The sequence below is a fragment of the Gemella sp. zg-1178 genome, from assembly GCF_018790995.1.
In the GTDB taxonomy this organism is placed as follows: Bacteria; Bacillota; Bacilli; order Staphylococcales; family Gemellaceae; genus Gemelliphila.
In genome coordinates this window covers 39,282-63,317 of the sequence record NZ_JAHKEI010000006.1, presented here as the reverse complement: position 1 = coordinate 63,317, position 24,036 = coordinate 39,282, and the positions used below count along the sequence as shown (strand labels likewise).

At 26.2% G+C, this 24,036-nt stretch carries 18 protein-coding genes; all 18 read right to left on the bottom strand.

From position 1 onward, the window contains the following. Window positions 1-77: 77 nt before the first annotated feature. Window positions 78-2,330: a single-stranded-DNA-specific exonuclease RecJ gene (recJ, locus tag KMP12_RS02680; RefSeq protein WP_215756195.1), complete on the bottom strand. Its 2,253-nt coding sequence runs from the start codon at window positions 2,328-2,330 to the stop codon at window positions 78-80. An 18-nt stretch (window positions 2,331-2,348) separates the two neighbouring features. Then, window positions 2,349-2,630: a LapA family protein gene (locus KMP12_RS02675; protein WP_215756194.1), complete on the bottom strand. Its 282-nt coding sequence runs from the start codon at window positions 2,628-2,630 to the stop codon at window positions 2,349-2,351. A 5-nt stretch (window positions 2,631-2,635) separates the two neighbouring features. Next, entirely contained in the window at window positions 2,636-4,621 is a 1,986-nt protein-coding gene (gene ligA / locus KMP12_RS02670; protein ID WP_215756193.1) for an NAD-dependent DNA ligase LigA, read from the bottom strand. Window positions 4,622-4,624: 3 nt separating this feature from the next. Further along, the gene (locus KMP12_RS02665) at window positions 4,625-6,799 is read right to left on the bottom strand and encodes an ATP-dependent helicase (RefSeq protein ID WP_215756192.1); all 2,175 of its coding nucleotides are present in this window, start codon (window positions 6,797-6,799) and stop codon (window positions 4,625-4,627) included. Between the two features lie 196 nt (window positions 6,800-6,995). Beyond that, window positions 6,996-8,081, bottom strand: coding sequence for a recombinase RecA (gene recA / locus KMP12_RS02660; protein WP_215756191.1), 1,086 nt, complete (start codon window positions 8,079-8,081; stop codon window positions 6,996-6,998). Window positions 8,082-8,095: 14 nt separating this feature from the next. After that, window positions 8,096-9,010, bottom strand: a complete 915-nt coding sequence (locus KMP12_RS02655) for a fumarylacetoacetate hydrolase family protein (protein WP_215756190.1) — start codon at window positions 9,008-9,010, stop codon at window positions 8,096-8,098. Between the two features lie 108 nt (window positions 9,011-9,118). Further along, entirely contained in the window at window positions 9,119-10,498 is a 1,380-nt protein-coding gene (sufB, locus tag KMP12_RS02650; RefSeq protein WP_215756237.1) for a Fe-S cluster assembly protein SufB, read from the bottom strand. A gap of 10 nt (window positions 10,499-10,508) precedes the next feature. Next, window positions 10,509-10,949 (bottom strand): Fe-S cluster assembly sulfur transfer protein SufU, encoded by a 441-nt coding sequence (gene sufU, locus KMP12_RS02645; protein ID WP_215756189.1) that lies wholly within the window; start codon window positions 10,947-10,949, stop codon window positions 10,509-10,511. Further along, on the bottom strand, window positions 10,936-12,165 hold the full coding sequence (locus tag KMP12_RS02640) for an aminotransferase class V-fold PLP-dependent enzyme (protein WP_215756188.1): 1,230 nt from the start codon (window positions 12,163-12,165) through the stop codon (window positions 10,936-10,938). Before KMP12_RS02640 ends, sufU begins: the two co-directional genes overlap by 14 nt. After that, on the bottom strand, window positions 12,165-13,457 hold the full coding sequence (sufD, locus tag KMP12_RS02635) for a Fe-S cluster assembly protein SufD (protein ID WP_215756187.1): 1,293 nt from the start codon (window positions 13,455-13,457) through the stop codon (window positions 12,165-12,167). Before sufD ends, KMP12_RS02640 begins: the two co-directional genes overlap by 1 nt. A gap of 1 nt (window position 13,458) precedes the next feature. Beyond that, window positions 13,459-14,199: a Fe-S cluster assembly ATPase SufC gene (gene sufC, locus KMP12_RS02630; protein ID WP_215756186.1), complete on the bottom strand. Its 741-nt coding sequence runs from the start codon at window positions 14,197-14,199 to the stop codon at window positions 13,459-13,461. 173 nt (window positions 14,200-14,372) lie between these two features. After that, window positions 14,373-15,557 carry an acetate/propionate family kinase gene (locus KMP12_RS02625; RefSeq protein WP_215756185.1) on the bottom strand — a complete coding sequence of 395 codons (1,185 nt, stop codon included), beginning with the start codon at window positions 15,555-15,557 and terminating at the stop codon, window positions 14,373-14,375. A 116-nt stretch (window positions 15,558-15,673) separates the two neighbouring features. After that, entirely contained in the window at window positions 15,674-17,440 is a 1,767-nt protein-coding gene (gene uvrC / locus KMP12_RS02620) for an excinuclease ABC subunit UvrC (protein WP_215756184.1), read from the bottom strand. A 60-nt stretch (window positions 17,441-17,500) separates the two neighbouring features. Beyond that, window positions 17,501-19,417: a Stk1 family PASTA domain-containing Ser/Thr kinase gene (gene pknB, locus KMP12_RS02615; RefSeq protein ID WP_215756183.1), complete on the bottom strand. Its 1,917-nt coding sequence runs from the start codon at window positions 19,415-19,417 to the stop codon at window positions 17,501-17,503. Beyond that, window positions 19,407-20,153, bottom strand: a complete 747-nt coding sequence (locus KMP12_RS02610; protein WP_215756182.1) for a protein phosphatase 2C domain-containing protein — start codon at window positions 20,151-20,153, stop codon at window positions 19,407-19,409. The genes pknB and KMP12_RS02610 overlap by 11 nt, the downstream gene beginning before the upstream one ends. Beyond that, window positions 20,131-21,264, bottom strand: coding sequence for a dual-specificity RNA methyltransferase RlmN (gene rlmN, locus KMP12_RS02605; RefSeq protein WP_215756181.1), 1,134 nt, complete (start codon window positions 21,262-21,264; stop codon window positions 20,131-20,133). Before rlmN ends, KMP12_RS02610 begins: the two co-directional genes overlap by 23 nt. Beyond that, window positions 21,264-22,589 carry a 16S rRNA (cytosine(967)-C(5))-methyltransferase RsmB gene (gene rsmB, locus KMP12_RS02600; RefSeq protein ID WP_215756180.1) on the bottom strand — a complete coding sequence of 442 codons (1,326 nt, stop codon included), beginning with the start codon at window positions 22,587-22,589 and terminating at the stop codon, window positions 21,264-21,266. Before rsmB ends, rlmN begins: the two co-directional genes overlap by 1 nt. Beyond that, on the bottom strand, window positions 22,582-23,541 hold the full coding sequence (gene fmt, locus KMP12_RS02595; RefSeq protein ID WP_215756179.1) for a methionyl-tRNA formyltransferase: 960 nt from the start codon (window positions 23,539-23,541) through the stop codon (window positions 22,582-22,584). The genes rsmB and fmt overlap by 8 nt, the downstream gene beginning before the upstream one ends. Window positions 23,542-24,036 lie beyond the last annotated feature (495 nt).

Below are 24,036 nucleotides of genomic sequence, written 5' to 3'. Positions count from 1 at the left end.
ATTTTAACTATTAAATTATACTATATTAATAAATAAATGGCAAAATAATTTTTAAAATCTTATTTTATTATTTAATTTTACATAAAATAATTATTTATTGTTGATATATCTTCTTCTAATAATAATTTTTCTATTTCAAATCTTTCTATCATTGCATTATATGTTTTAGAAATTTTTAAATCTACATCTGTATTATCAGATAGTAAATAAATTATATTTTTATCTAATTTTATTAGATTTAGTTCTATAAAAATTTGTATCATAATTTTTAAACTAGCAATATTGGTTTCTAATAAGTTTATCATTTTGCTAATACTTTCTTTAGTATTTAGATTAAGAGTTTTAATTTTTAAAATTATATTGTAAAATTTTATTAATTTTTCCTTATCTATTCTATATTTTTTATATTTAGCTTCTCCTTCTAAGCAACATATATTTACTTTTTTCGGATTTAAATTTAATAAATCAAAAATAAATTGTTTATTGTTGGGTAGTTCAAGTATATTTATAATATCAAAATTTTGATTTATTTTATGTAAATCTTTGTATAGATAGTAATTATTAATCGTATCATTATAATTTCTAGAAATTTTCAATTCATTTTTTGGAAAAGAATTAAAGTCTAAATTATTATTTGTTAAATTTCTAAAAATATAATCTTTTTTCTCAATATCTATTAAATTTATTTGTAATTTTGTTCTTCCGTTAAAATAATTTTTATTCAAATTAAACATAATATTAATTATGTCGCCTGAATTTATTTCTTTAAAAATTTCATTATCTTTAAAACTTATACATTCAATTTTATTATTATTATTACCAATTAATAGTTTTAAATACTGATTATTAGCTCCAAATTCAATTTTCTCTAAAACATTGATATTTTCAACCACAATTACTGGTTTTTCAAAATTCATTCCAAAAGGTTTAAATTTATCTAATTCATTTATTAATTGATAACTAATATTATTATAGTCTATTTTTAAATCAACATTTTTTTCTAATTTAAAGTCAAAATTACTTAAATAATTATTGTATTCTTCGTTTAGTGACTTATCTATTTCATCTATAAATTCTACTGATGTTGAAAAGCCTGCTGCCATGCTATGTCCGCCGAATGCAGTAAACATTGTGTTTATTTTGTTCATAGCCTCATATATATTAAAGTTATAGATACTTCTAGCAGACCCCTTTAATTTATTATTATCTCTATTCATAACTAAAACAGGTTTTTTATATTTTTCTGAAATATTTGACGCTACTATCCCCAAAACACCTTCGTGATAACCTTCTTCATAGATAACAAGTAGATTTCTTTTATCATTTTTTATTTTTTTATTAATATCATTTACAATATCTTCTGTAATTTTTTTTCTTTCTATATTGAAGCTATCAACTTTTTTAGCTAATTCATAAGCTGTATTATTATCATCAGTTGATAATAGTAGTAAACCGTCTCTAGCACTAGAAATTCTACCTATAGAATTTAATCTAGGTGCTATAATAAAAGATATAGTATCTTCATCAATGTTTCCATAATGATTAGAAATATCCAATAAAAATTTTAGTCCTATTCTTGTATCTTCATTTAGTAGATTTAAGCCTTGTTTTACAAAAAATCTATTTTCTGAAACTATTGGAACTAAATCAGCAACAGTGCCTATGGCTACTAAGTCTAAGAGAAAATCCGGATATATGTCTAAAAGTGCATGAGCTAACTTAAAAGCAACTCCTACACCTGCTAATTTGCCAAATGGATAATTAAAGTCTGGATGTTCTGGATGAATTATAGCGTAAGCGTTGGGAAGCCTATCTTGTATCTTATGGTGGTCTGTAATAATAACATCACAACCAATAGAATTAGCATAATCAACTTCTTCAATACCAGCTATTCCATTATCTACAGTTATTATAAGGCTAATTCCAGATTCTATAATATTTTTAAATGCTTCTTTATTAGGACCATATCCCTCTGTAAATCTATTGGGTATGTATGACGAAGCATTAGCTCCCAAAGATAATAAAGTTTCTAATAAAAGTACAGTAGAAGTTATACCATCTGCATCATAATCGCCATAAACTAAAATTTTTTCTTCATTTTCAATAGCTTTGTGTATTCTTTCAACTGCGATTTGCATATCACTCATTAAAAATGGGTCAAAGCCCTCATCGTAGTCGCCAATTAAGTATTCTTTAATTTGATTTACTTTTTTTATATTTCTTGCTAAAAGAAATTTAGCTTGCATATCCGTTAAATTATAAGTATTTTTTAAATTTTTTATTTCTTCTTCAGAATAACTTGGGCTTACCCAATTAAATTTCAAACCCATTATCAAAGTCCTCATCTATTATATTTTTTCTTCTAATTCTTCTTTTTTGAAAAGTAATTTTTCTGTTCTTTCTAGCTTTTGTTTTAATTTTGAATATTTATTTTTCCAATAAATATGAGATGAAATTATACCGAGAAATGTTAAAATAAAAAATAGTATTGTTAGGGGAATTTTTACTGTAAAGAAAATAAAAGTGATAGAAACAGGGTTATAATTCATAATTAAAAAAGTTAAGAACGCTACGATAAAAACTACTATAAAAAATAATTTATAGGGTATTTTATTTTTTTTATTTATCATATCCACTATCCTTTCATAATATTTATAAAGTCTTCTTCAGTAAGTATTTTTATATTTAATTCATTAGCTTTTTCTAATTTTGAACCAGTTTTTTCACCACAAATTAAATAATCTGTTTTTGATGTAACAGAACTAGTAACTTTGGCTCCGAAATTTTCTAAGTATGATTTTGATTCGTTTCTTGTTAATTTTGTAAGTTTTCCAGTAAGAACTACTACTTTATTTGTAAAAATATTTTCTTTTTTATCCTGATGTAAATGTGTAGGATTTATACCAATTTCAATCAAATTATCTATTAAATCTGTATTTTTTTTATAACTTAAAAATTCTATGACTGATAAAGCAGTTATATGACCTATATCTTCTAATTCTATTAATTCTTCTAATTTTGCTTCTTTTAAATTTGTTAAATTTTCGTATTTTTTTGCTATTATATTAGCTGCTTTTTTTCCAACGTTTAAAATTCCTAAAGCATAAATAACTTTATCTAAAGAAGATATTTTTGAATTTTCAATAGAATTTAAAAGATTTGTAGCGGATTTTTCTCCCATTCTATCCATATTTAATAAATTTTCTTTATTTAGACTATATAAGTCTATAATGCCAGATATTATTTTATTTTCATATAGAGAAATTATTTGTTTATCTCCTAAACCTTCAATATTCAAAGCATCTCTACTCGCAAAATGAATAATTTTTTTAATAGTTTGTTCCTTGCAGTCAAAATTTTCGCATTTAACAAAAGGATTTTCTTTTTCCCATATTAATTTTGAATTACATGAAGGACAATAGTCAGGAAATTTATAGGGTTTGCTGTTAGGGAGACGAAGTTCCTTTATAACTTTGGTGATTTTAGGTATAATTTCTCCTGCTTTTTTAACAACAACAGTATCTCCTATACAAATTTCTAATTCTTCGATTACATCTTTATTATGTAAAGTAGCTTTTGAAACTGTTGACCCCGATATAGTTAGAGGTTCTAATATTGCAACCGGTGTAACTACTCCAGTTCTACCTACACTTAATTCTATATCTAATAATTTAGTAGCTAATTCTTCTTCTGGAAATTTAAAAGAAGTAGCCCACTTAGGACTTTTTTGTGTATAGCCTAGTTTTTCTTGATAAGAAACATCATTTACTTTTATAACTATACCATCTATATCGTAAGGCAGATTAGCCTTGTTTTTATCCCAATATTCGATATATTCAATTACTTCATTAATATTGTTACAAATTTTATAATTTTCATTTACTGGTAAGCCATATTTTTTAGAATTTATCAAGTTATCTTCTTGAGTACTTTCATTAGAATTAACCATACTATAAATAAATGCTGATAATTTTCTTTGTGCCGTAATTTTTGAATCTAGCTGTCTAATAGAACCAGAAGCTGCATTTCTAGGATTGGCAAAGACTGGTTCCTTATTTTCCAATCTTTTTTTGTTTAAAATTTCAAAAGATTTTCTTGGTAGATATACCTCTCCTCTTACCTCTATATCAACTTTTGAATTTAATTCTTTAGGAATTGAAAATATTGTCTTTATATTTTCTGTAACATCTTCTCCTATTGTACCATCACCTCTAGTTGCTGCAGAAACTAAATCTCCATTTTTATAAGTAATTGAAACTGCTAAACCGTCTATTTTTAATTCACAAATATAGGTTAAATATTTTATATTTAATGTACTTTTTATTCTATTATCAAAATCTTTAAGTTCTTCTTTAGAAAAAGTATTTGATAAACTCAACATAGGAGTAGTATGTCTAACTTTTGAAAATTCACTTAGTGTAACATCGCCCACCCTTTGAGTTGGAGAATTTTTTAATATTAATTCAGGAAAATCCTCTTCTAATTTTTCTAATTTTTTGTAAAGTAAATCATACTGAGTATCAGTTATTTCTGATATATCTTCTACATAATATTTATATGAATATTTATTTAATAGGTCTACTAAGTTGTAGATTTCTTGTTTTATCTCATTACTACTCATTATTTACTCCTTAATTAAATTTGCATATTCAAGTAATAAAGTTTTTTCTCCATATTCTTCAAATTTTATAATTATGCTATCTTCTATAATATTTTTTACAATTCCTTTTCCAAATTTTTTATGAGATACTTTATCATATATATTAAAATTATATGCTTTTGATAATTTTTTTTCTTTTATTTTCGGACTGTATTTACTTATGTATGTAATATTATTATTATCAGAATTTATTTTATTTAAACTTGATAATTGCAGACTTCTTTCTTCTAATAATAGATCTTCGGGTATTTCTTTTATAAATCTTGATATTTCATTAAATTTTGTATTTCCAAATTGCATACGACGATTTGCATTAGATAGGTATAAATTATTTTTAGCCCTAGTTATAGCTACATAAGCTAGTCTTCTTTCTTCTTCCATTTTATTTTGTTCATCAGTTAAGTCATCACTATTCATAACAGATGGGAAAATATTTTCTTCAAGTGCTACTATAAATACTGTATCGTATTCTAGTCCTTTTGAAGCGTGTATAGTAGATAAGGTAACAGCATTATCTAAATTTTCGTCATCAGAATCAGAGGCTAAAGACATTTCTGTTATATAATCCATAATATTGTTATTTATTTCTGAGTATTCCTTAGCAGATGTAACTAATTCTGAAATATTTTCCATTCTACTTTCAGAATACTCATCTTTAGAATTTTTAAGCATTTCTTCATAACCACTATCAACATAAATACCCATTATTATTTGGTCAATAGAAAAATTATCACCATCAGAATATTTTTCAAATGTATTATACAAGGATTGTAAGTCTTTAACAGATTTTTTAGATAAGCCTACTTTTTCTATATTAGCCAAAGTATTATACATAGTAGTGTTATTAATTGCCATATAATTTTCTATTTTTTCTAAAGCACCTTGGCCTATTCCTCTTCTAGGAACATTAATAATTCTTCTCAAGCTTAATTCATCATTATTATTTACAAGAACATTAATATAAGATAGTAAATCTTTTACTTCCTGTCTTTGTAAGAATTTTAACGAACCTATAATTTTATATGGTATAGAGTTAGTAAGTAATAAATTTTCCAAAGTTCTTGATAAGTAGTTTGCCCTATATAAAATAGCTATATCTTTATATTCTTTACCTGTTTTTACTAATGATTTAATTTTTCTTGATATATTTTCAGCTTCATCTAAATCATTAAAGGCATGATATAAATTAATTTTTGAGCCACCCTTATTTTCAGACCATAAATTTTTATCTTTTCTATCTACATTATTTTTAATTACTGAATTAGCAGCTGTTAAAATAATAGAATTTGACCTATAATTTTGGTCTAAAAATACAACTTCTACATTTTTAAAGTCTTTTTCAAAGTTCTTTATATTATCTATACACGCACCTCTCCAAGAATAGATACTTTGGTCATCATCACCCACTATACAAATATTATTATGTAAAGCTGCTAGCATGGTAATTAATTTATACTGAATTAAATTAGTATCTTGATATTCGTCTACATGGATATACTTAAATTTATTTTGATATATTGCTAATATTTCTGGATATTTTTCAAATAATTCTATTACTTTTATAAGTAAATCATCAAAATCAAGAACAGCATTTTTTTTTAGATATTTTTCATATTCAGAATAAACTTCAGCTACTACTTTCATGAAACCAAATCTTGAAGCTTCTGCTACATCTTTTGCTTTTTTATATTCATTTTTTGAATTTGATATAATCTTTAATATAGATTTTGGTTCATAGTCATTTTCTGAATAATTAAGATTTTTTAATATATTTTTTATTATTGACTTTTGTTCACTGGAATCTAATATAGTAAAATTTTTATTATAACCTAAATTTTCAATATGTTCTCTTAAAATTCTAACACACATAGAGTGGAAAGTATTTATCCAAATATATTTAGAAGTTTCGCCTACTATATTATAAATACGTTCTTTCATTTCTTTTGCAGCTTTATTAGTGAATGTTATGGCTAATATATTATTTTCGTATACTTTTTTCTCGTATATTAAATAAGCTATTCTTTGGGTAATAACTCTTGTTTTACCACTACCAGCACCTGCAATTATCATTAAAGGTCCTTCTGTCGTCAATATTGCCTTTTTTTGATTTTCATTCATATTTTCGATAAGTTTAGTCATAAAATTCTCCTAAAAGTTAGTTGTTCTTTAATATTTTATCATAAATAAGATTTTTTTGCTTCATAGCACTTTTGAAAAAAAAATAAAACTCAAATTAATGAGTTTTATTTTTTATAGAAACATATATATACTGGCTATAAATCCACTTGCTAATATTGAAAATATCATAAGCCAAATAACTAATTTAAATATTTTTTTATTCATTATTTTCTAAAATTTCTTCTCCTGATTGAGTATTTTTTTCTTCGTGATTACTTCCGTTTAAGAAAACTTGTCTTATTTTTGCATATATTTCATCATACAATTCTTTATTTTCTTTTAATACTTTTTTAGATGCTTCTCTACCTTGTCCAAGTTTTTCACCTTGATAAGAGTACCATGAACCTGCTTTTTTTATAATATCATATTCAGCAGCTATATCAAGAGTTTCACCAACAGGGGAAATTCCTTCTCCGTACATTATATCTACTTCTGCTAGCTTAAATGGAGGAGCAACTTTATTTTTTAAAATTTTAATTTTAGTTCTATTACCTAAGACGTCTGAACCTTCTTTTATTTGGTCGCCTTTTCTTACTTCCATTCTTATAGTAGAGTAAAATTTAAGGGCTCTACCTCCTGTTGTAACTTCAGGATTTCCATATATTACTCCTACTTTTTCTCTAAGTTGATTTATAAAAATTGCTATAACATTTGATTTGTTTATAATACTTGTTAATTTTCTTAGTGCTTGAGACATCAGTCTAGCTTGTAAACCTATATGTGCATCACCAATTTCTCCTTCAATCTCAGTTCTTGGTACTAGAGCTGCAACAGAGTCAATTACTACTATGTCAATAGCTCCTGATTGAACAAGTTTTTCTGTTATATCAAGAGCTTGCTCTCCTGAGTCTGGTTGTGATAAGAAAAATCTTCCTTTAGTAAAATTAACTCCTAGTGCTTTTGCATATTCAGGGTCTAAAGCATTCTCTGCATCAATAAAGGCTGCAACTCCTCCTTGTTTTTGAACTTCGGCTATGGCGTGTAAAGCTACAGTAGTTTTACCTGAAGACTCTGGGCCAAATATTTCAATAATTCTTCCTCTAGGGTAACCACCAATTCCTAAGGCTTTGTCTATTGCAAGAGAACCAGAAGAAACAGCTTCTACTTTAACAGAAGTGTTACCCTCTAAATCCATTATAGCGCCTTTACCATAATTTTTTTCAATTTCTTTGATAGCTCTAGCTAAAGCTTCTTCTCTACTTAAACTCTCTGAACTATCTTTTGTTTTTTTTTCTTTAACCATCAGTATTCTCCTTTTTAGTCACCAATAATATTTGTTAGTGTTCCTATACCGTCTATAGTTATTTTTATTTCATCACCTGTTTTTAAAAATTGCTGTGGTGTCATTGCAGAACCTATACCTGCTGGTGTCCCAGTAGCTATTATATCACCAGCTTCCAATGGGATAATTTTGCTTATCTCAGCTAATAAGTCATCAATTCTAAATAACATTTCTGATGTAGAAGCATTTTGTCTAATCTCTCCATTTACCTTAGTTACTATATTCATAGATTCTGGTGAACGAACTTCATCTTTTGTAACTAAATAAGGTCCCAATGCTGCAGATTTTTCCAAAGATTTTCCTAAGAAAAATTGACCGTGTTTATATTGCATATCGTGGGCAGTAATATCATTCATTATTGTATAACCAAAAACATAATCTAAGGCTAGAGGTTTTAATATATTTCTAGAATTTTTAGCAATAACAATAGCTAACTCTCCCTCATAGTCAAGTTGTTTAGTTAAATCTTTATGAGAGGGTATAACTTCATTATTTGCAGATATAGTTGTAGCAGCTTTTGTAAAAATAACAACATCTTTTGGAGTTTTGATATTTACATTTTTTATTTCTTTAATAAGAGATGGATAATTATGACCTACACAAAATATATTTTTAGGAGTACGTGTGATAGGTGCCCTCCATATAATATCATTAAGATTAATTTTATATTTTTCTGCATCTTCACGTTTTTCCACAATAGAAATAATATTTCTAACTTTTTCTATAAAATTAACTCCATAAACTTCTATTGCTTCTCGTAGAGTTGCAGGTATAAAATCATCTTTATCAAAATCTTTTAAAATTTCTATTAAATTCCAAGCCTTTTCTTCTCTTTTAACTTTTACACCATATAATTCAAGTTCCTTATGCTTAAAAGATAAAAATTTCATCTTTTACCTCCTTATAAAATCGTTTCATTTTAATAAATTATATCATATATATAGTATTAAGGCTATAAATAAATGAATAGTTGATAAAAAAAATCAACTATTCATTTATTATCCTATTGAACCTTCCATTTCGAAAGAAATTAATCTATTTAATTCAACTGCATATTCCATTGGTAATTCTTTTGTAAATGGTTCGATAAAGCCCATTACTATCATTTCTGTAGCTTGCGTTTCATCTAAGCCTCTACTCATTAAATAGAAAAGTTGTTCTTCTGAAACTTTTGAAACTTTTGCTTCATGTTCCAAAGAAACATTTGAATTTTTGATAATATTGTAAGGTATTGTATCTGATGTTGAAAATTCATCTAAAATTAAAGTATCACATTCTATATTTGAACGAGAACTCTCAGAATTTTTTCCAAAATTAATCCAACCTCTATAATTAACTTTTCCACCTTTTCTTGACATAGATTTAGAAACAACAGAAGATGATGTTCTAGGTGCTAAATGAATCATTTTACAACCAGCATCAAGAACTTGTCCTTCACTTGCTAGGGCAATAGAAAGTGTATTACCGCTAGCTCCCTCTCCTACAAGCACGCAAGCAGGATATTTCATTGTTAATTTAGAACCTAGATTTCCGTCAACCCATTCCATTGTTGCATTTTCCTCTACAATGGCTCTCTTAGTTACTAAGTTGTAAACATTAGTAGACCAATTTTGTATAGTTGTATATCTAAATCTTGCATTTTTTTTGACAAATATTTCTACAACTGCAGCATGTAAAGAACTTGCAGAATAAGTTGGAGCTGTACAGCCCTCTACATAATTTATAGATGAATTTTCATCTATTATTATTAAGGTACGTTCAAACTGCCCCATTTTTTCTGTATTAATTCTAAAATATGCTTGTAGTGGTGCTTCTATGGAAACATTAGGAGGGCAGTAAATAAAAGAACCTCCAGACCAAACAGCAGAATTTAAAGCAGAAAATTTATTATCATTTGATTCTACGCATTTTGAAAAATATTTTTTAAACAGTTCTTCATGATTTTTCAAAGCTGTATCTGTATCTTCAAATATAATACCTAATTCTTCAAATTTTTTGTGCATATTATGATAAACTACTTCTGATTCATATTGAGCAGAAACTCCTGCTAAATATTTTTGTTCTGCTTCTGGTATTCCTAATCTTTCAAAAGTTTTTTTAATCTCATTCGGTACTTCATCCCAGCTTCGCTCAGTTTTTTCTGAGGGTTTTACATAGTAGGTCATATCTTCAAAATCTATTTCTGATAAATCTCCACCCCATGTTGGCATAGGTAAACGATAAAATTCTTTTAGCGCGTTTAATCTATAATCTAACATCCACTTAGGTTCATTTTTCTTCTTAGATATTGTTTCTACTATTTCTTTTGTTAATCCTTTTTCTGTTTTAAAAATGGAAATATCAACATCAGAAAAACCATATTTATAATCGGTAAACATTGCTTCATTTTTATTCAAAATTATCACGCTCCTTATTTATTATTTTTTCTGAAATTTTCCAAGCAAGAGTAGCACATTTTACTCTTGCTGGTAATTTGGATATATTTTCTAATGAATTACTATCTTCTAATATATGATTATCATATTCTTTGCCCATTATCATATTTAAAAAATTATTTATTTTATTGTTAGCTTCATCTAATGTTGCACCCCTTAATTCATCTGTCAACATAGATGCAGAAGCTATCGAGATTGAACAGCCACTACCAACAAATTTAATATCTTTTATTGTGTAGTTTTCTATATTCATGTATATTGTAATTTTATCACCACATGAAGGGTTAAGCATTTCAAGTTTATAATCAGTATTCAACTCTCCCATATTATGAGGATATTTACTATGGTCTAAGATGACTTGTTTATAGATATCTTGCAAATTAAGAAAGCTCATTATTGAAAAACTCCTTTATTTCTTTTAAAGTCTGTATGAATATATCAATCTCACTAATTGTATTATAGAAATATAAGCTTGCTCTGACTACTGAAAAAGTGTTTAATCTATTTAATAATGGTTGTGTACACTGATGTCCTGCACGAACACATATTCCTTTTGTATCTAAAAATGAAGCTATGTCATGAGGGTGTATAGAATCTAAATTGAATGAAATAAGGGATACCCTATTATTTATATTCTTAGTTCCATATATTGTGATACCATCTATTTCAGATAAATTTTTATATAGATATTTAGTAAGTTCTTTTGTATATTTTTCAATATTGTCAATGCCTATTTTTTCAATATAGTCTATTGCAGCCATAAGCCCTACTGCTTGTTCTAAAAGTGGCGTACCCGCTTCATATTTATTTGGTATATCTGCCCAAGTTGAAGAAAAATCTTCTACTATACTAATCATTCCTCCACCAAATTTAGCTGGTGCTAAATTTTCTAAATGTTTTTTCTTACCGTATAAAACTCCTATACCAGTAGGAGCTAGCATTTTATGACCAGAAAAAACTAAAAAATCACATTTTATTTTTTGTACATCAACAGACAGATGAGGTACTGCTTGGGCTGCGTCAATAATATAAAATATATTTTTATCTTCTAATAAGTTACCAATTTTTTCTACTGGTGAAATGTTACCTAAGACGTTAGAAGCATAAGTTATTGAAACTATTTTAGTTTTTTCAGTCAATAATTTTTCCAGTTCTTCTACTTCAATTTCGTAATTTTCATTAACTTCTAAGATATTAAGTTTTGCACCTGTTCGGTTACACAATTCTTGCCATGGTATAAAATTAGCATGATGTTCTATTGAACTTATAATAATTTCATCATCACTAGCAATATTATTTTCTAACATTCTGGCTAAATTATTAATACTTTCTGTTGTGCCACTTGTATAAATAATTTCTTCTTGATACTTAGCATTAATAAATCTTCTAACTGTTTCTTTTGATTTATAATATAAATCTTCTGCTTCTGTCCCTAGTGTGTATACTGAACGATGAATATTAGAATTATAATTACTATAAAAATCTACTATTTTATCCACAACACACTTTGGTTTTTGTGTAGTGGCAGCATTATCAAAAAATATTATTTTATTTTCATTGATTTCTTTATTTAATATAGGAAATTCTTTTCTGATATTCTCTATATTCATTACTTACTCACCCGCTTTGTAATTTTTTTATCAATTAATTGTGTAGTTTTATTTTTAACTTTTTCTAAACTTAATTGTTCAATTACTGGTGATAGGAAACCATGAACAAGTAATCTGCTAGCTTCTTTTTCAGAAAGCCCCCTACTTTTCAGATAATATATTTGTTCTTCGTCAATCTTACCTAAAGATGCTCCATGCCCTGCTGCAACATCATTTTCATCAATTAATAGCATTGGATTTGCATCTGATTTTGCATTTTCTGATAATGATAACAATCTGGAACTTTGATAAGCATTTGAACCAGTAGCTCCTTTGACGATAAATCCTATTCCATTAAATACTACATGAGAAGAATCTAACAATACTCCATGTTGTAAAATGTCTCCGTTAGTATTAAGACCTTGATTTACCAACTCACTATTAAAGTAAAGTTTTTGATTGCCACTACCTAGAGTTACTATTTTAAGATTACTTTCTGCACCATCTCCTAAAATATTAGTCGTATTATCTTGGTAAACATCTGCACTATCCATAGCGGCAACATTCCAATTTAATGTAGCGTTTCTTCCTGTTTCACCGTTTCTTAATATTGTTCCTCTAGCATTTTCTTCAAAGTTTGTTATAGAAGTGTAGTTTATATTAGAATTTTCACCGACTAAAACTTCTGAAATTATATTGAATGCTTTTTTATTGTTTTTAGATATATAATTTTCAACAAAATTTAAGTTAGAATTATTTTTAATATTTATTGTAACGTGATTAAATAATGAATAATCATTTTCTGTTATAACATAATATTGAAGTGGTATATCTATTTCATTAGCAAATACTTCTACATAAATACCAGAATTTAGTAATAAATAGTGTAGAGATGTTAGTTTATCCTTGTTAGGTCTAGTTATCTGAGCAAAAATATTTTTGAAGTTTTTATTATCATTTATAGCTTCAAATATATTTTGAACTAATATTTTATTTTTATATACTTCTGGAATGTTTAAGTAAGCTAATTTATTATTTTTTTGAATAATAATTATACTTTCGTCATTAAAATCAATTTCTTCTGCATAGTCGTCTTTGTTAAAATTATTTTCTGTTTCGTTAAAGAAGTTATTAATATTAAAATCTAGTAATGACCACTCTTCTAAATTCATTGATTCTAATTTAGGAAAATTTAAAGAGTAATTTTCATACATAGCTTTTTTTCTAAGTAAATGATACCACTCTGCTTCTTTAGTATTGTCTGAAATATTTCTTAATGATTTGGTGCTAATTTTTAATTTGTTTTTATCCATTTTAGACCTCTTCTTTTAACCAGTCGTAACCTTCTTTTTCCAAGCGTAAAGCTAATTCAGGACCACCCGATTTAACAATTTTACCGTCCATTAAAACATGAACGAAATCAGGAATTATATAATCTAGTAATCTTTGATAATGAGTGATGATTAAGCAAGCAAAATTTTCTCCACGCATTTCGTTTACACCCTTAGATACAACTTTTAAAGCGTCAATATCCAAACCTGAATCTATTTCATCTAAAATAGCAAATTTAGGTTCTAACATCATCATTTGTAAAATTTCATTACGTTTTTTCTCTCCACCAGAAAAACCATCATTAACATAACGTTGTGACATGTTTAAATCCATATCCAAAAATTCCATTGTTTTATCTAATTTTTTGATATATTCCATAACTGGAATATTGTCTTCTCTGTGAACATTAATTGCAGATTTAATAAATTCTGAAGTAGGTACTCCAGGAATTTCTGAAGGGTATTGCATAGCTAAAAACAAACCAGCTTTTGCTCTTTCGTCAACTTCCATTTCAAGTATTTCTTCATTATCAAGTAAGACACTACCACCGTCAACTTCATACTTTGGATGTCCCATTATCGCAGAAGCTAGTGTTGATTTCCCAGCTCCATTAGGTCCCATGATTGCATGAATTTCTCCAGAATTAATTTTTAAATTCAAACCTTTTAAAATTTTCTTATTATGTATAGAAACTTCTAAATTTTTTATATCAAGTACAGACATGTATTTTCTCCTTTAGATTTTTTAACAGTATAAATTATAACAAAAGAAAATTTATATTCCTAATGTTTTGCACAAAAAATTATAAACACTACATAGTAAATAGGGTTTAATAAAAAAATATTTAGTGTGAATTTTTACACACTAAATATTACATTTTTATACTTTATTGATTTTTATTTTGATAATTCAAATGTATCTCTTGAAATCATTAATTCTTCATTTGTAGGAATAACGAAAGCTCTAACTTTAGAAGTAGGTTTTGTTATTTCAGCAATTTTTCCACGAACATTATTTGCTTCTTTATCAACTTCTATTCCTAAGAAAGATAATCCTTCTAATACTTCTTCACGAACCCAAGCAGCATTTTCGCCAACACCTGCAGTAAATACTATCACGTCTACTCCGTTCATAATTGCAGCATAAGAGCCAACATATTCTTTAATTCTACTTATATAAATATCAATTGCTTCAGCTGCATTAGCATTTGTATATCTAATATCTTCTACATCACGCAAGTCAGAAGATACTCCTGACAAACCTTTTAATCCAGATTCATTATTAAATACATGGATTATTTCTTTTAAATCTAAACCTGTTTTTAATGAAATATAAGGAATAGTAGCTGGGTCTATATCTCCAGTTCTAGTTCCCATAACTAAACCTGAAAGTGGTGTGAATCCCATTGATGTATCAAGTGATTTTCCTTCTTTAATTGCACAGATTGACGCACCATTTCCTATGTGGCATGAAATTGTTTTAAGTTCTTCTACTTTTTTATCAGTAACTTCTGCTACCATTTGAGCTATATATCTATGGCTAGTTCCGTGAGCTCCGTATTTACGAACGCCATATTTTTCATAATATTCTCTCGGTACTGCATACATATATGTTGATTTAGGCATTGATTGGTGGAATGCAGTGTCAAATGTTAAGACGTTTGGCACCCCGGGAAGCACTTTTTGAAATGCTTTTACTCCCATAATATTAGCTGGATTATGTAAAGGTGCTAAATCTTGTATTGAGTCTAATTGTTTTAAAACTTCATCTGTTACTAAAACTGAAGAGTCAAAAAATTCTCCACCATGAACTACACGGTGTCCAACACCCTCTATTTCTTCTACTTTCTCAACTATTTTCATTTCTGTCAATTTGTTGACTAATCTTTCTATTGCAAAGTTATGGTTCGGTATATCTAATTCGTCTTTAATTTTCTCTCCATTAAATTCGATAGTGAATATTCCATTTTCTATCCCTATTCTTTCTACAAGACCTTTTGCAATAACTTTTTCTTCTGGCATTTTAAATAATTGAAATTTTAAAGATGAACTTCCTGAATTAATAGCCAATATTTTTGTCATAATATAAAATATCTCCTTAAGTATAAAATATTTATTTTTCATTATCTCACTATTTTAAAATAAATTCAATAGTTTTCAAAAAAAATGTTAGCTTTTTTATTGCTATCGTATAAATATTATTCTTGGTTTTTAATTTTTAAAGCTAATTCCTTTTTTAATTCAGTTACTGTTGCTTTCGGTATTCCCAAAGCAATTAATTTGCTATCTTCAGATAATAATATTTCATTCAAACTAGAAAATTTTTCTAATAATAATTTTTTTCTAGTCTTTCCTATCCCCTTAATACTATCTAGTGGACTATTAAACATATTTTTTGTTCGTAAACTTCGATGATAAGTTATAGCAAATCTATGGACTTCATCTTGTATTCTTTTTAAAAATAGATAGTAATCTGAGTTTTTAGCAAGATTAATAACTTCAAAATCGTCAGTAATTATATATTCTGTAATGTGTCTATTATTTTTTACCAAACCTATAATTTTTATATCTAAATTTAATTTTTGATGAATAATTTCAACAGCAGCTACAACATGATTTTTACTGCCATCTACTATAATTAAATCTGGTTTTAAATTATTTTCATTATAGCATTTTAATAATACTTCTTTCATTGTAGCTACATCATCTATGTTTGAATTATTTATTCTAAATTTTCGATAACCGTATGTATTTTTTTTACCATTTACAAAATTAACTTTTACAGAAACAGCACTCTGCCCCATTATATTAGAATTATCAAAAGCATCTATATTATTTATGCTATTAACACCTATTTTTTGTGCTAATTCATCTAGTATTTGTAAATTTTGTTTCTCTTTTTCCTCTTCAATAATAATTTCATTTTTCAAATAAAATTCAGCATTGTTTTTTACTGTATCAATAATTTTTTTATTATTTCCTTTTTGAGGAGAAATTACTTTTACATCTAATAATTTTTCTAAAAAATCAGTATTATTAGTTTCTATATAGAGTTCTTTAGGTTTTTTATTAAAACTATAATATTGATTTAGATAAGAAGATAATATTTCTTCTGGATTATCATATAAATCAAAATATTCAATTTTCCTTTCAATAATTCCACCAAATCTTGCCAGAAAAATTTGAATACAAATATAATTATCATCATAGAAATAACCTATGTAATCTCTGTCTATATGTGTATTAGAAGCTATAGTTTGTTTTTCTAGCGATACATTAATTGATTTTATATACTCATGTGTTTTGGCTGCCAATTCAAATTCTAAATTATTAACATAAGTATTCATTTTTTCATTTAAAATATCTAAAACTTTTCTTGTATCTCCATTTAAAAATATTTTAATATTATTTATATTTTCTTTATAGTCATTCTTAGTTAAATTTTTAGCACATGGGCCTAAGCATTCACGAATTTGATAATACATGCAGGGTCTTTTTTCTACCGGATTGCATTTTCTTAAGGGGTATATTTTATCAATAATTTCTTTTAAATTATTAGCATATCTTATATTCACATAGGGTCCAAAATAAATATTTTTTGAATTTTTTTTGTATTTTCTTGTCAACATTATTCTAGGATGACTTTCATTAGTTATAACTAAGTAGGGATAAGACTTATCATCTTTAAGTTTTATATTGTAGTAAGGTTTATGTTTTTTTATTAAATTATTTTCTAAAATTAAAGCCTCTTTTTCAGAATTAACTATGATAAATTCCATATCATTTATCTTATTAATAAGAAGTTGAGTTTTTTTGTTATGAGTTCCATTAAAATAACTTCTAACTCTATTTTTTAAATTTTTTGCCTTTCCTACATATATTATATTATCCAAATCATCTTTGTAGATGTAGCAACCAGGTTTATCTGGTAATAATTCTAATTTTTTATTAATTATTTCATTCATATTATGTCCTTATAAAAAAGATAAAGTTAATAATTAACTTTATCTTTTTTTACTTATTTTTTATCTAGCAACTGTAACCGAAATTGATGACCCTTTTTTAATTGTTCCATTTTTAGGGCTTTGAGAAATAACTGTACCAGAAGGAATATTTGATTCTTGATAAGTTATTTTTAATATTAAATCATTTTTTTCAGCCCAAGTTTTCAAACTTTCTACATCTTTTTCAACAAAGTTAGTTACTGTTACATTAGATGTTGCTGGATTTTCTCCCTTAGATACTACTACAGAAATTTCATCACCTTTTTTTAATTTTGAATTTTCAGACTGTGATTGGCTAATAATAGTATTTTCTTTATATTCAGAGCTATATTCATTGGCGGATACTCTAATTTTTACTCCTAATTTTTCTGCTAGAGAATATGTTTCATTCAAAGTTTTACCGATAAAATTAGGTATCAGTATTTCTTTAGCACCAGTTGAAATTTTTATAACTAATGATGTATCTTTTGGATTAACTTTTTTACCAGAATCTATACTCTGATACATTACTTTGCCTTCTTCATATTCGTCAGAATTTGCTTTTTCATAAGTAACATTTTTAAATCCTAATTTTTCTATTGCATTTCTAACTTGTAATTCTGTCATTCCTAAATAATTTGGCATATCTATTGTATTTTTACCTGAAGATACTTTTAAATTGATGACACTACCCTTTGCAACTTTTTTTCCATTTGAAGGGTCGCTACTTATTACAGTATTTTCTTTTACATTATCATTAGCAACTTCAGTAATTTCTCCAACGACTAATTCTGCCTTTAATATTTGACTTTTTGCTTCTTCTAGAGTCAAGTTTTTAAGGTCGGGAACAGATACCCTAGATACATTCATATAATAATTATATGAATATGCTGTTATGCCTATTGCTGAAATTATTAAAAATATTGCAATAAAAATTTTTAATATAGATGATTTCTTTTTCTTTTCTAGTTCATCTTCATTTTTTATATAAACTTTTTTATAAGCATTATTTTTTTCTTTAGGTTCATTATAATTATTATAAAACTCAGAATTAGAATAAGTTTGAATAACTGTTCTTTCGTAATTATCATCATTTTTATTATTTAGTGCTGAAAACCCAGTGTATAAAGTTTCGTTTAATCTTTCGTAGTTTAAACAAGTTTTTAAGTCTTCGGATAATTCTTTTGAACTAATATATCTTTCGTTTGGATTTTTCATAGTAGCTTTAATGATAATATTTTTAACGCTCTTAGGTATATCACTTCTATATTTATCAATATTAGGTATATCTTCTTGCAAATGTTTTAAGGCAATAGCAACAGCGGATTCCCCCTTAAAAGGAATTTTTCCTGTAAGTAGTTCAAACATTAAAATTCCAAGTGAGTATATATCGCTTTGTGCAGTGGCTACATTTCCTCTTGCTTGTTCAGGAGATAAGTAATAAACAGTACCTAACATTTGATTTGTTTGCGTCAGAGTTGTATCTCCATATGCTCTTGATATTCCAAAATCAGTTATTTTACAAGTTAAATTTTTATCCATTAAAATATTTTGTGGTTTTATATCCCTATGGATAATTCCGTTTTTGTGGGCGTGAGATAAACCTTCTGCTATTTGTTTCATTATATGTATAGCAGTATCTAAAGGAATATTAGGATTTTTAATCATATAATCTTTTAGTGTCATTCCTTCTACATATTCTAAAATTAAATAATAAAAATTATCCTCATTTTCTACATCATATATAGAAACTATATTATTATGATATAAAGTAGTTACAGCATTTGCTTCCCTATTAAATCTTTTAATAGCTTCTTCATCATTAGAATCAATTTTAAATGTTTTTACAGCAACTTTTCTATTTAAAATTGTATCCTCTGCAAGCCAAACTGTTGCCATTCCTCCTGTACCTAAGTGAGAAATAATTTTATATCTGTTGCATATTGTATTATTTATCATCATTATCTCCTCTCAATACTTTAAATACAGAAATAGATATATTATCAATTCCTCCCTTATTATTTGCTTCGCTAATAAGGTTATTTACTGCTACTGATAAATCATCATTCATTAATATATCTGTAATTTCTTCTTCTGTAAGCATAGTTGTCAAGCCGTCCGAACAACTAAGTATATAATCAAATTTTAATTCTTCTTCTCTTATGTGTATATTTATATTTTCTGATATACCAATAGCTTGTGTAAGTGCGTGTCTCTTTGGGTGAACTTTAGCTTCTTCTTCAGTAATGACACCAGCTTCTAATAATACACCAACAAAAGAATCATCTTTACTTAACATTTCTGTAATTCTATTATTATTTATTCCAAAAGCTAAACTATCTCCCACATTAGCAACAAGGATTTGTTCTTCGAAAACTACTGTAACTAACAAAGTTGTTGCCATTTTTTTATTTGTTTCTGCTGATTTTTTTATAATATCCAAATTAAGTAATTTAATATTATCAATAACCCAATTTTTCATTGTGTCATAGTGATCAAATTTAGTTTTTTTCCACTTTTTAGAGAAATTATTAACTATATAATCACTAGAAAATGCAGAATCTTTATGACTACTGACTCCATCACAAATAATACTTATAATGTTGCCCTGTTTATTTTTTACAACATTAATAGCATCTTCATTTTTTTTCTTTTTTAAGCCCTTATTATAACTATACGAATATACTACTGGCATCTGGAATTCCTCCCTTAACCTCGTCTTTTCTTTCTTTTGCTCTTAATTGACCACAGGCTGCATCTATATCATCACCCTGTGTTCTTCTTATTGTAACATTTACTTTATTTCTTTTTAATATTTTTTCAAAATTAAAAATATCCGATTTGCTAGTTCTGACATAATTTCTTTCTGGAACATAATTGATAGGAATTAAATTAACATGACAGTTTAAATCTTTTATTATTTCTGCTAATTTTTCTGCATGTTTTGCTTGGTCATTGACCAAGCCCATCAAACCATATTCAAAGGTTATACGACGGTTAGTAATTTTTTGATAATACTTTAATGATGCCATTAATTTATTTATATTATAGGCTCTATTAACAGGCATTATTCTACTTCTTAATTCATTTGTAGGTGCGTGTAGGGAAACTGCAAAATTAATTTGAATATTCTCATTAGCAAAATCATAAATCTTAGGTACTATTCCAGATGTAGAAACTGTAATATGCCTAGCTCCAATATTAAATGACTCATCACTATTTACTATTCTAATAAAATCCATCATTTCATCATAATTTTCAAAAGGTTCACCTATACCCATTATAACTATACTAGAAATACGTTCTCCTACCTTGTCTAACTCTTGCTGAACTTTTAAAACTTGAGTAACAATCTCACCTGCTTCAAGATTTCTTTTAAGCCCTCCCAAAGTTGAGGCACAGAATGTACAACCTATTCTACAACCAACCTGAGTAGTAACACATAAGGAATTACCATATTTATTTCTCATAAGGACGCTTTCTATTGTGTATTTGTCCTGTAATTCAAATAAAAATTTAATAGTTCCGTCTTTTGATTCTTGCTTTATAAGAGTTTTTAGTGTAGTTATATCAAATTCACTATCTAATTTTTCTTGTAATGATTTTGGTATATTTCTCATTTCAAAAAAACTATTTATTCTTTTTTTATAAAGCCAATCATATATTTGTTTAGCCCTAAATTTCTTCTCTCCAATAGATACTAAATATTTTTCCAATTGCTCTAATTTTAGAGAATAGATAGACATTTTTTCAAAATCTTTTAGCCATCTACTTTTTTTATAATTTTTTAATTCAGTAATTAACATTAATCCCCCAACTTCCTCATTTTACATATAAAAAATCCATCACAATTATACTCATCTGGTAAAATAGAAATCATTCCTGTTTTGTACTCTTTTACAATACTATCCGTAGTAATTTTTTCTAATTTAAAATTTTTATTTTTTTCTAAAAATTTATCTATATTGTATTCATTTTCTCTCTTGTCTATTGCACATGTAGAATAAATAATTATTCCATTTTTTTTTAGATATTTTATACTATTTTCCAGTATTTTAAGCTGTAATTGCGATATATCATTTATATAGTTATCATTTATTTTATATTTTATTTCTGGTTTATTTTTTATAACACCAATTCCAGAACAAGGTACATCACATATTATTATATCAAACTTTTCTTTAAATTGAGAATTATATATTGTAGCGTCTTGTTCTAGTATTTTTATATTATTTATGCCTAGTTTTTTTACATTATCTTCAATTAATTTTAGTTTATGTATATATTTATCACATGAAATTAAATTAGAATTAAAATATTCAGTAGCTACATGAAGACTTTTTCCCCCAGGGGCAGCACAAACATCTAAAATATTATAATTTTTACTTTTATCTTCATTGATTGTGTGTGCTACAAGGGCACTAGCTTCATCTTGAATAATATATTCACCTGCTAAAAATTTTTCATCATTCATTGTTAATTTATCAACTACAAGGCAGTCTGTTGAAATTTTACTTCGCTTAACTTCTATTTTTTTACTAGAAAAATATTTTATCACTTCTTCAATATTTGTTTTTCTTTTATTAATTCTTATACTATTCTTAGTTTTATAAATGAAAGATTTTATTATGCTTTGTCCTTTTTCTAAACCGTATTGTTTGGTCAAAATATCATATAATTCTTTTGGACATGAATTTTCTATACAAAATTTTTCTTCTTCGTTTTCAAATTGCAAGTTATCTTCAGAAAAATTTTGAGCAATATTTCTTAAAATTCCATTTACAAATTTGCTAGTATAAGTACCACCAATTTTTTTTGATATATTTACAATTTCATTTACTATGGCAAAATTTGGAGTTTTATCCATAAATATTAGTTGATATATAGCCATTAGTAATAAAACTTTAATTTTTGATTTTATTCGAGTTTTAGAGTATTTATTTAATATGTATTCTAAATAAATTTTATTTTTTATTGTTCCATAGACTACTTCCGTAATATATCTTTTATCCTTATTTTCTAATGAGTATTTTGAAAAAAATTTATTTAAACTTATATTACTGTATGCGTCATTTAAGATAATTTCATATAAGACTTCATAGGCTGATTCTCTGGAAGATTTTTTATTCATTCAAATCACCAAGTCTTATTCCCAAATAATCTTTTTTATTTGATAAGAAAGATTTAATATCCACTCTTTTTTTACCCGACATTTGAACTTCTAATAATTTTAATACAGTATTATCTCCACATTTTATGAATAATGCGTTATTTTCTTGTTTTATTATAGTTCCAACAGATTTGTCGTTATTTTCAATATCAAAAACTTCTTGTGCCTTCCAAATTTTAAATATATCTTTATCTAAATAAGTAAAAGCGCCAGGTGCTGGGTCAAAAGCTCGAATTTTATTGAAGATAGTTCTAGCATTTTCATTCCAATTTATTTGTTCATCTTTGCGACTGATATTAGGGGCAAAAGTTGCTTGACTATGGTCTTGTTTTACTGGATTTATATTTTTTGAAAAAATATTTGGTAATGTTTCTTTTAATAAGTCTCTTCCAAGTAATGACATTTTATCATGAACACTTTGGTAGTTGTCGCTATCTAATATAGGAAAAGATGCTTTAGAAATCATATCACCAGAATCTAAACTTTTCTCCATATACATTATTGTAACTCCAGTTTCTTTAAAATCTTTTAAAATAGAATATTGTATAGGAGCGCCGCCTCTAAGTTCTGGAAGTAAAGAACCATGAACATTGACACACTTATATTCAGGTAAATTTAAAATTTTTTCTGGTATTAATTGTCCATAGGCAGCGGTTATTATAATATCTGGATTTAAAAGTTTTAATTCATTAAATACTTCTTCATCATGGCTAATATTAATAGGTTGTAAAACTTTTATATTATGTTCTTCTGCTAATACTTTTACAGGAGAAGGAGTTAATATTTTTTTTCTTCCTATTTTTTTATCTGGTTGTGTTATTACTAAATTGACACCAAAATCATTTATCAACATTTTCAGTATTGGAACTGAAAAATTAGGTGTTCCCATAAATACTATTTTTTTATTTTTCATTACAAATATTCTCCTAAAATTTAATCATAACAATTATACTATGCTATTAAAAAAAAATCAAAAAATGCTCTTATAAAAAGAAAAATACCAAATTCATTTTAAAATTTGGTATTTTATATTTATTTACAATTTAATTATATCTCTGGCTATCTTATCCAAAATTAACTCAATATCTTTTTTATCGAGATTTTCAGAATTTAATTCTTTTAAATTTGCTATTTGACTATTCAAGTTTTCTGAAATAATATAGAAATCATTAATTCTGTTTTCATCAATTTTTGCTGTTTTAAAATCAATTTAAAGTCTACCAACTATATCATTAAATTTAATAATATTATCAGAAAATTTATTTATTTTATTTTTAAAAAATTCATTCGAATATTTATTAATTTTTATATCACTAATAAGAGTATCAGGTTTTGATAAATCAACTAAAAATTTATTTTCATTAATAGATATAAATTCTATTTTTTTTTATTATTTTTGAAAAATTAT

Bases quoted from the DNA above. Each gene is read 5' to 3' on its own strand.
- sufU (WP_215756189.1), bottom strand. From the start codon at position 10,949: ATGAGCTTTCTTAATTTGCAAGATATCTATAAACAAGTCATCTTAGAC.
- KMP12_RS02640 (WP_215756188.1), bottom strand. From the start codon at position 12,165: ATGAATATAGAGAATATCAGAAAAGAATTTCCTATATTAAATAAAGAA.
- rsmB (WP_215756180.1), bottom strand. From the start codon at position 22,589: ATGAATAAAAAATCTTCCAGAGAATCAGCCTATGAAGTCTTATATGAA.
- KMP12_RS02665 (WP_215756192.1), bottom strand. From the start codon at position 6,799: ATGACTAAACTTATCGAAAATATGAATGAAAATCAAAAAAAGGCAATA.
- KMP12_RS02625 (WP_215756185.1), bottom strand. From the start codon at position 15,557: ATGACAAAAATATTGGCTATTAATTCAGGAAGTTCATCTTTAAAATTT.
- KMP12_RS02610 (WP_215756182.1), bottom strand. From the start codon at position 20,153: ATGCCAGTAGTATATTCGTATAGTTATAATAAGGGCTTAAAAAAGAAA.
- recJ (WP_215756195.1), bottom strand. From the start codon at position 2,330: ATGGGTTTGAAATTTAATTGGGTAAGCCCAAGTTATTCTGAAGAAGAA.
- uvrC (WP_215756184.1), bottom strand. From the start codon at position 17,440: ATGAATGAAATAATTAATAAAAAATTAGAATTATTACCAGATAAACCT.
- sufD (WP_215756187.1), bottom strand. From the start codon at position 13,457: ATGGATAAAAACAAATTAAAAATTAGCACCAAATCATTAAGAAATATT.
- recA (WP_215756191.1), bottom strand. From the start codon at position 8,081: ATGGTTAAAGAAAAAAAAACAAAAGATAGTTCAGAGAGTTTAAGTAGA.
- sufB (WP_215756237.1), bottom strand. From the start codon at position 10,498: ATGTTTACCGATTATAAATATGGTTTTTCTGATGTTGATATTTCCATT.
- pknB (WP_215756183.1), bottom strand. From the start codon at position 19,417: ATGATAAATAATACAATATGCAACAGATATAAAATTATTTCTCACTTA.
- fmt (WP_215756179.1), bottom strand. From the start codon at position 23,541: ATGAAAAATAAAAAAATAGTATTTATGGGAACACCTAATTTTTCAGTT.
- ligA (WP_215756193.1), bottom strand. From the start codon at position 4,621: ATGAGTAGTAATGAGATAAAACAAGAAATCTACAACTTAGTAGACCTA.
- KMP12_RS02655 (WP_215756190.1), bottom strand. From the start codon at position 9,010: ATGAAATTTTTATCTTTTAAGCATAAGGAACTTGAATTATATGGTGTA.
- rlmN (WP_215756181.1), bottom strand. From the start codon at position 21,264: ATGTTAATTACTGAATTAAAAAATTATAAAAAAAGTAGATGGCTAAAA.
- KMP12_RS02675 (WP_215756194.1), bottom strand. From the start codon at position 2,630: ATGATAAATAAAAAAAATAAAATACCCTATAAATTATTTTTTATAGTA.
- sufC (WP_215756186.1), bottom strand. From the start codon at position 14,199: ATGTCTGTACTTGATATAAAAAATTTAGAAGTTTCTATACATAATAAG.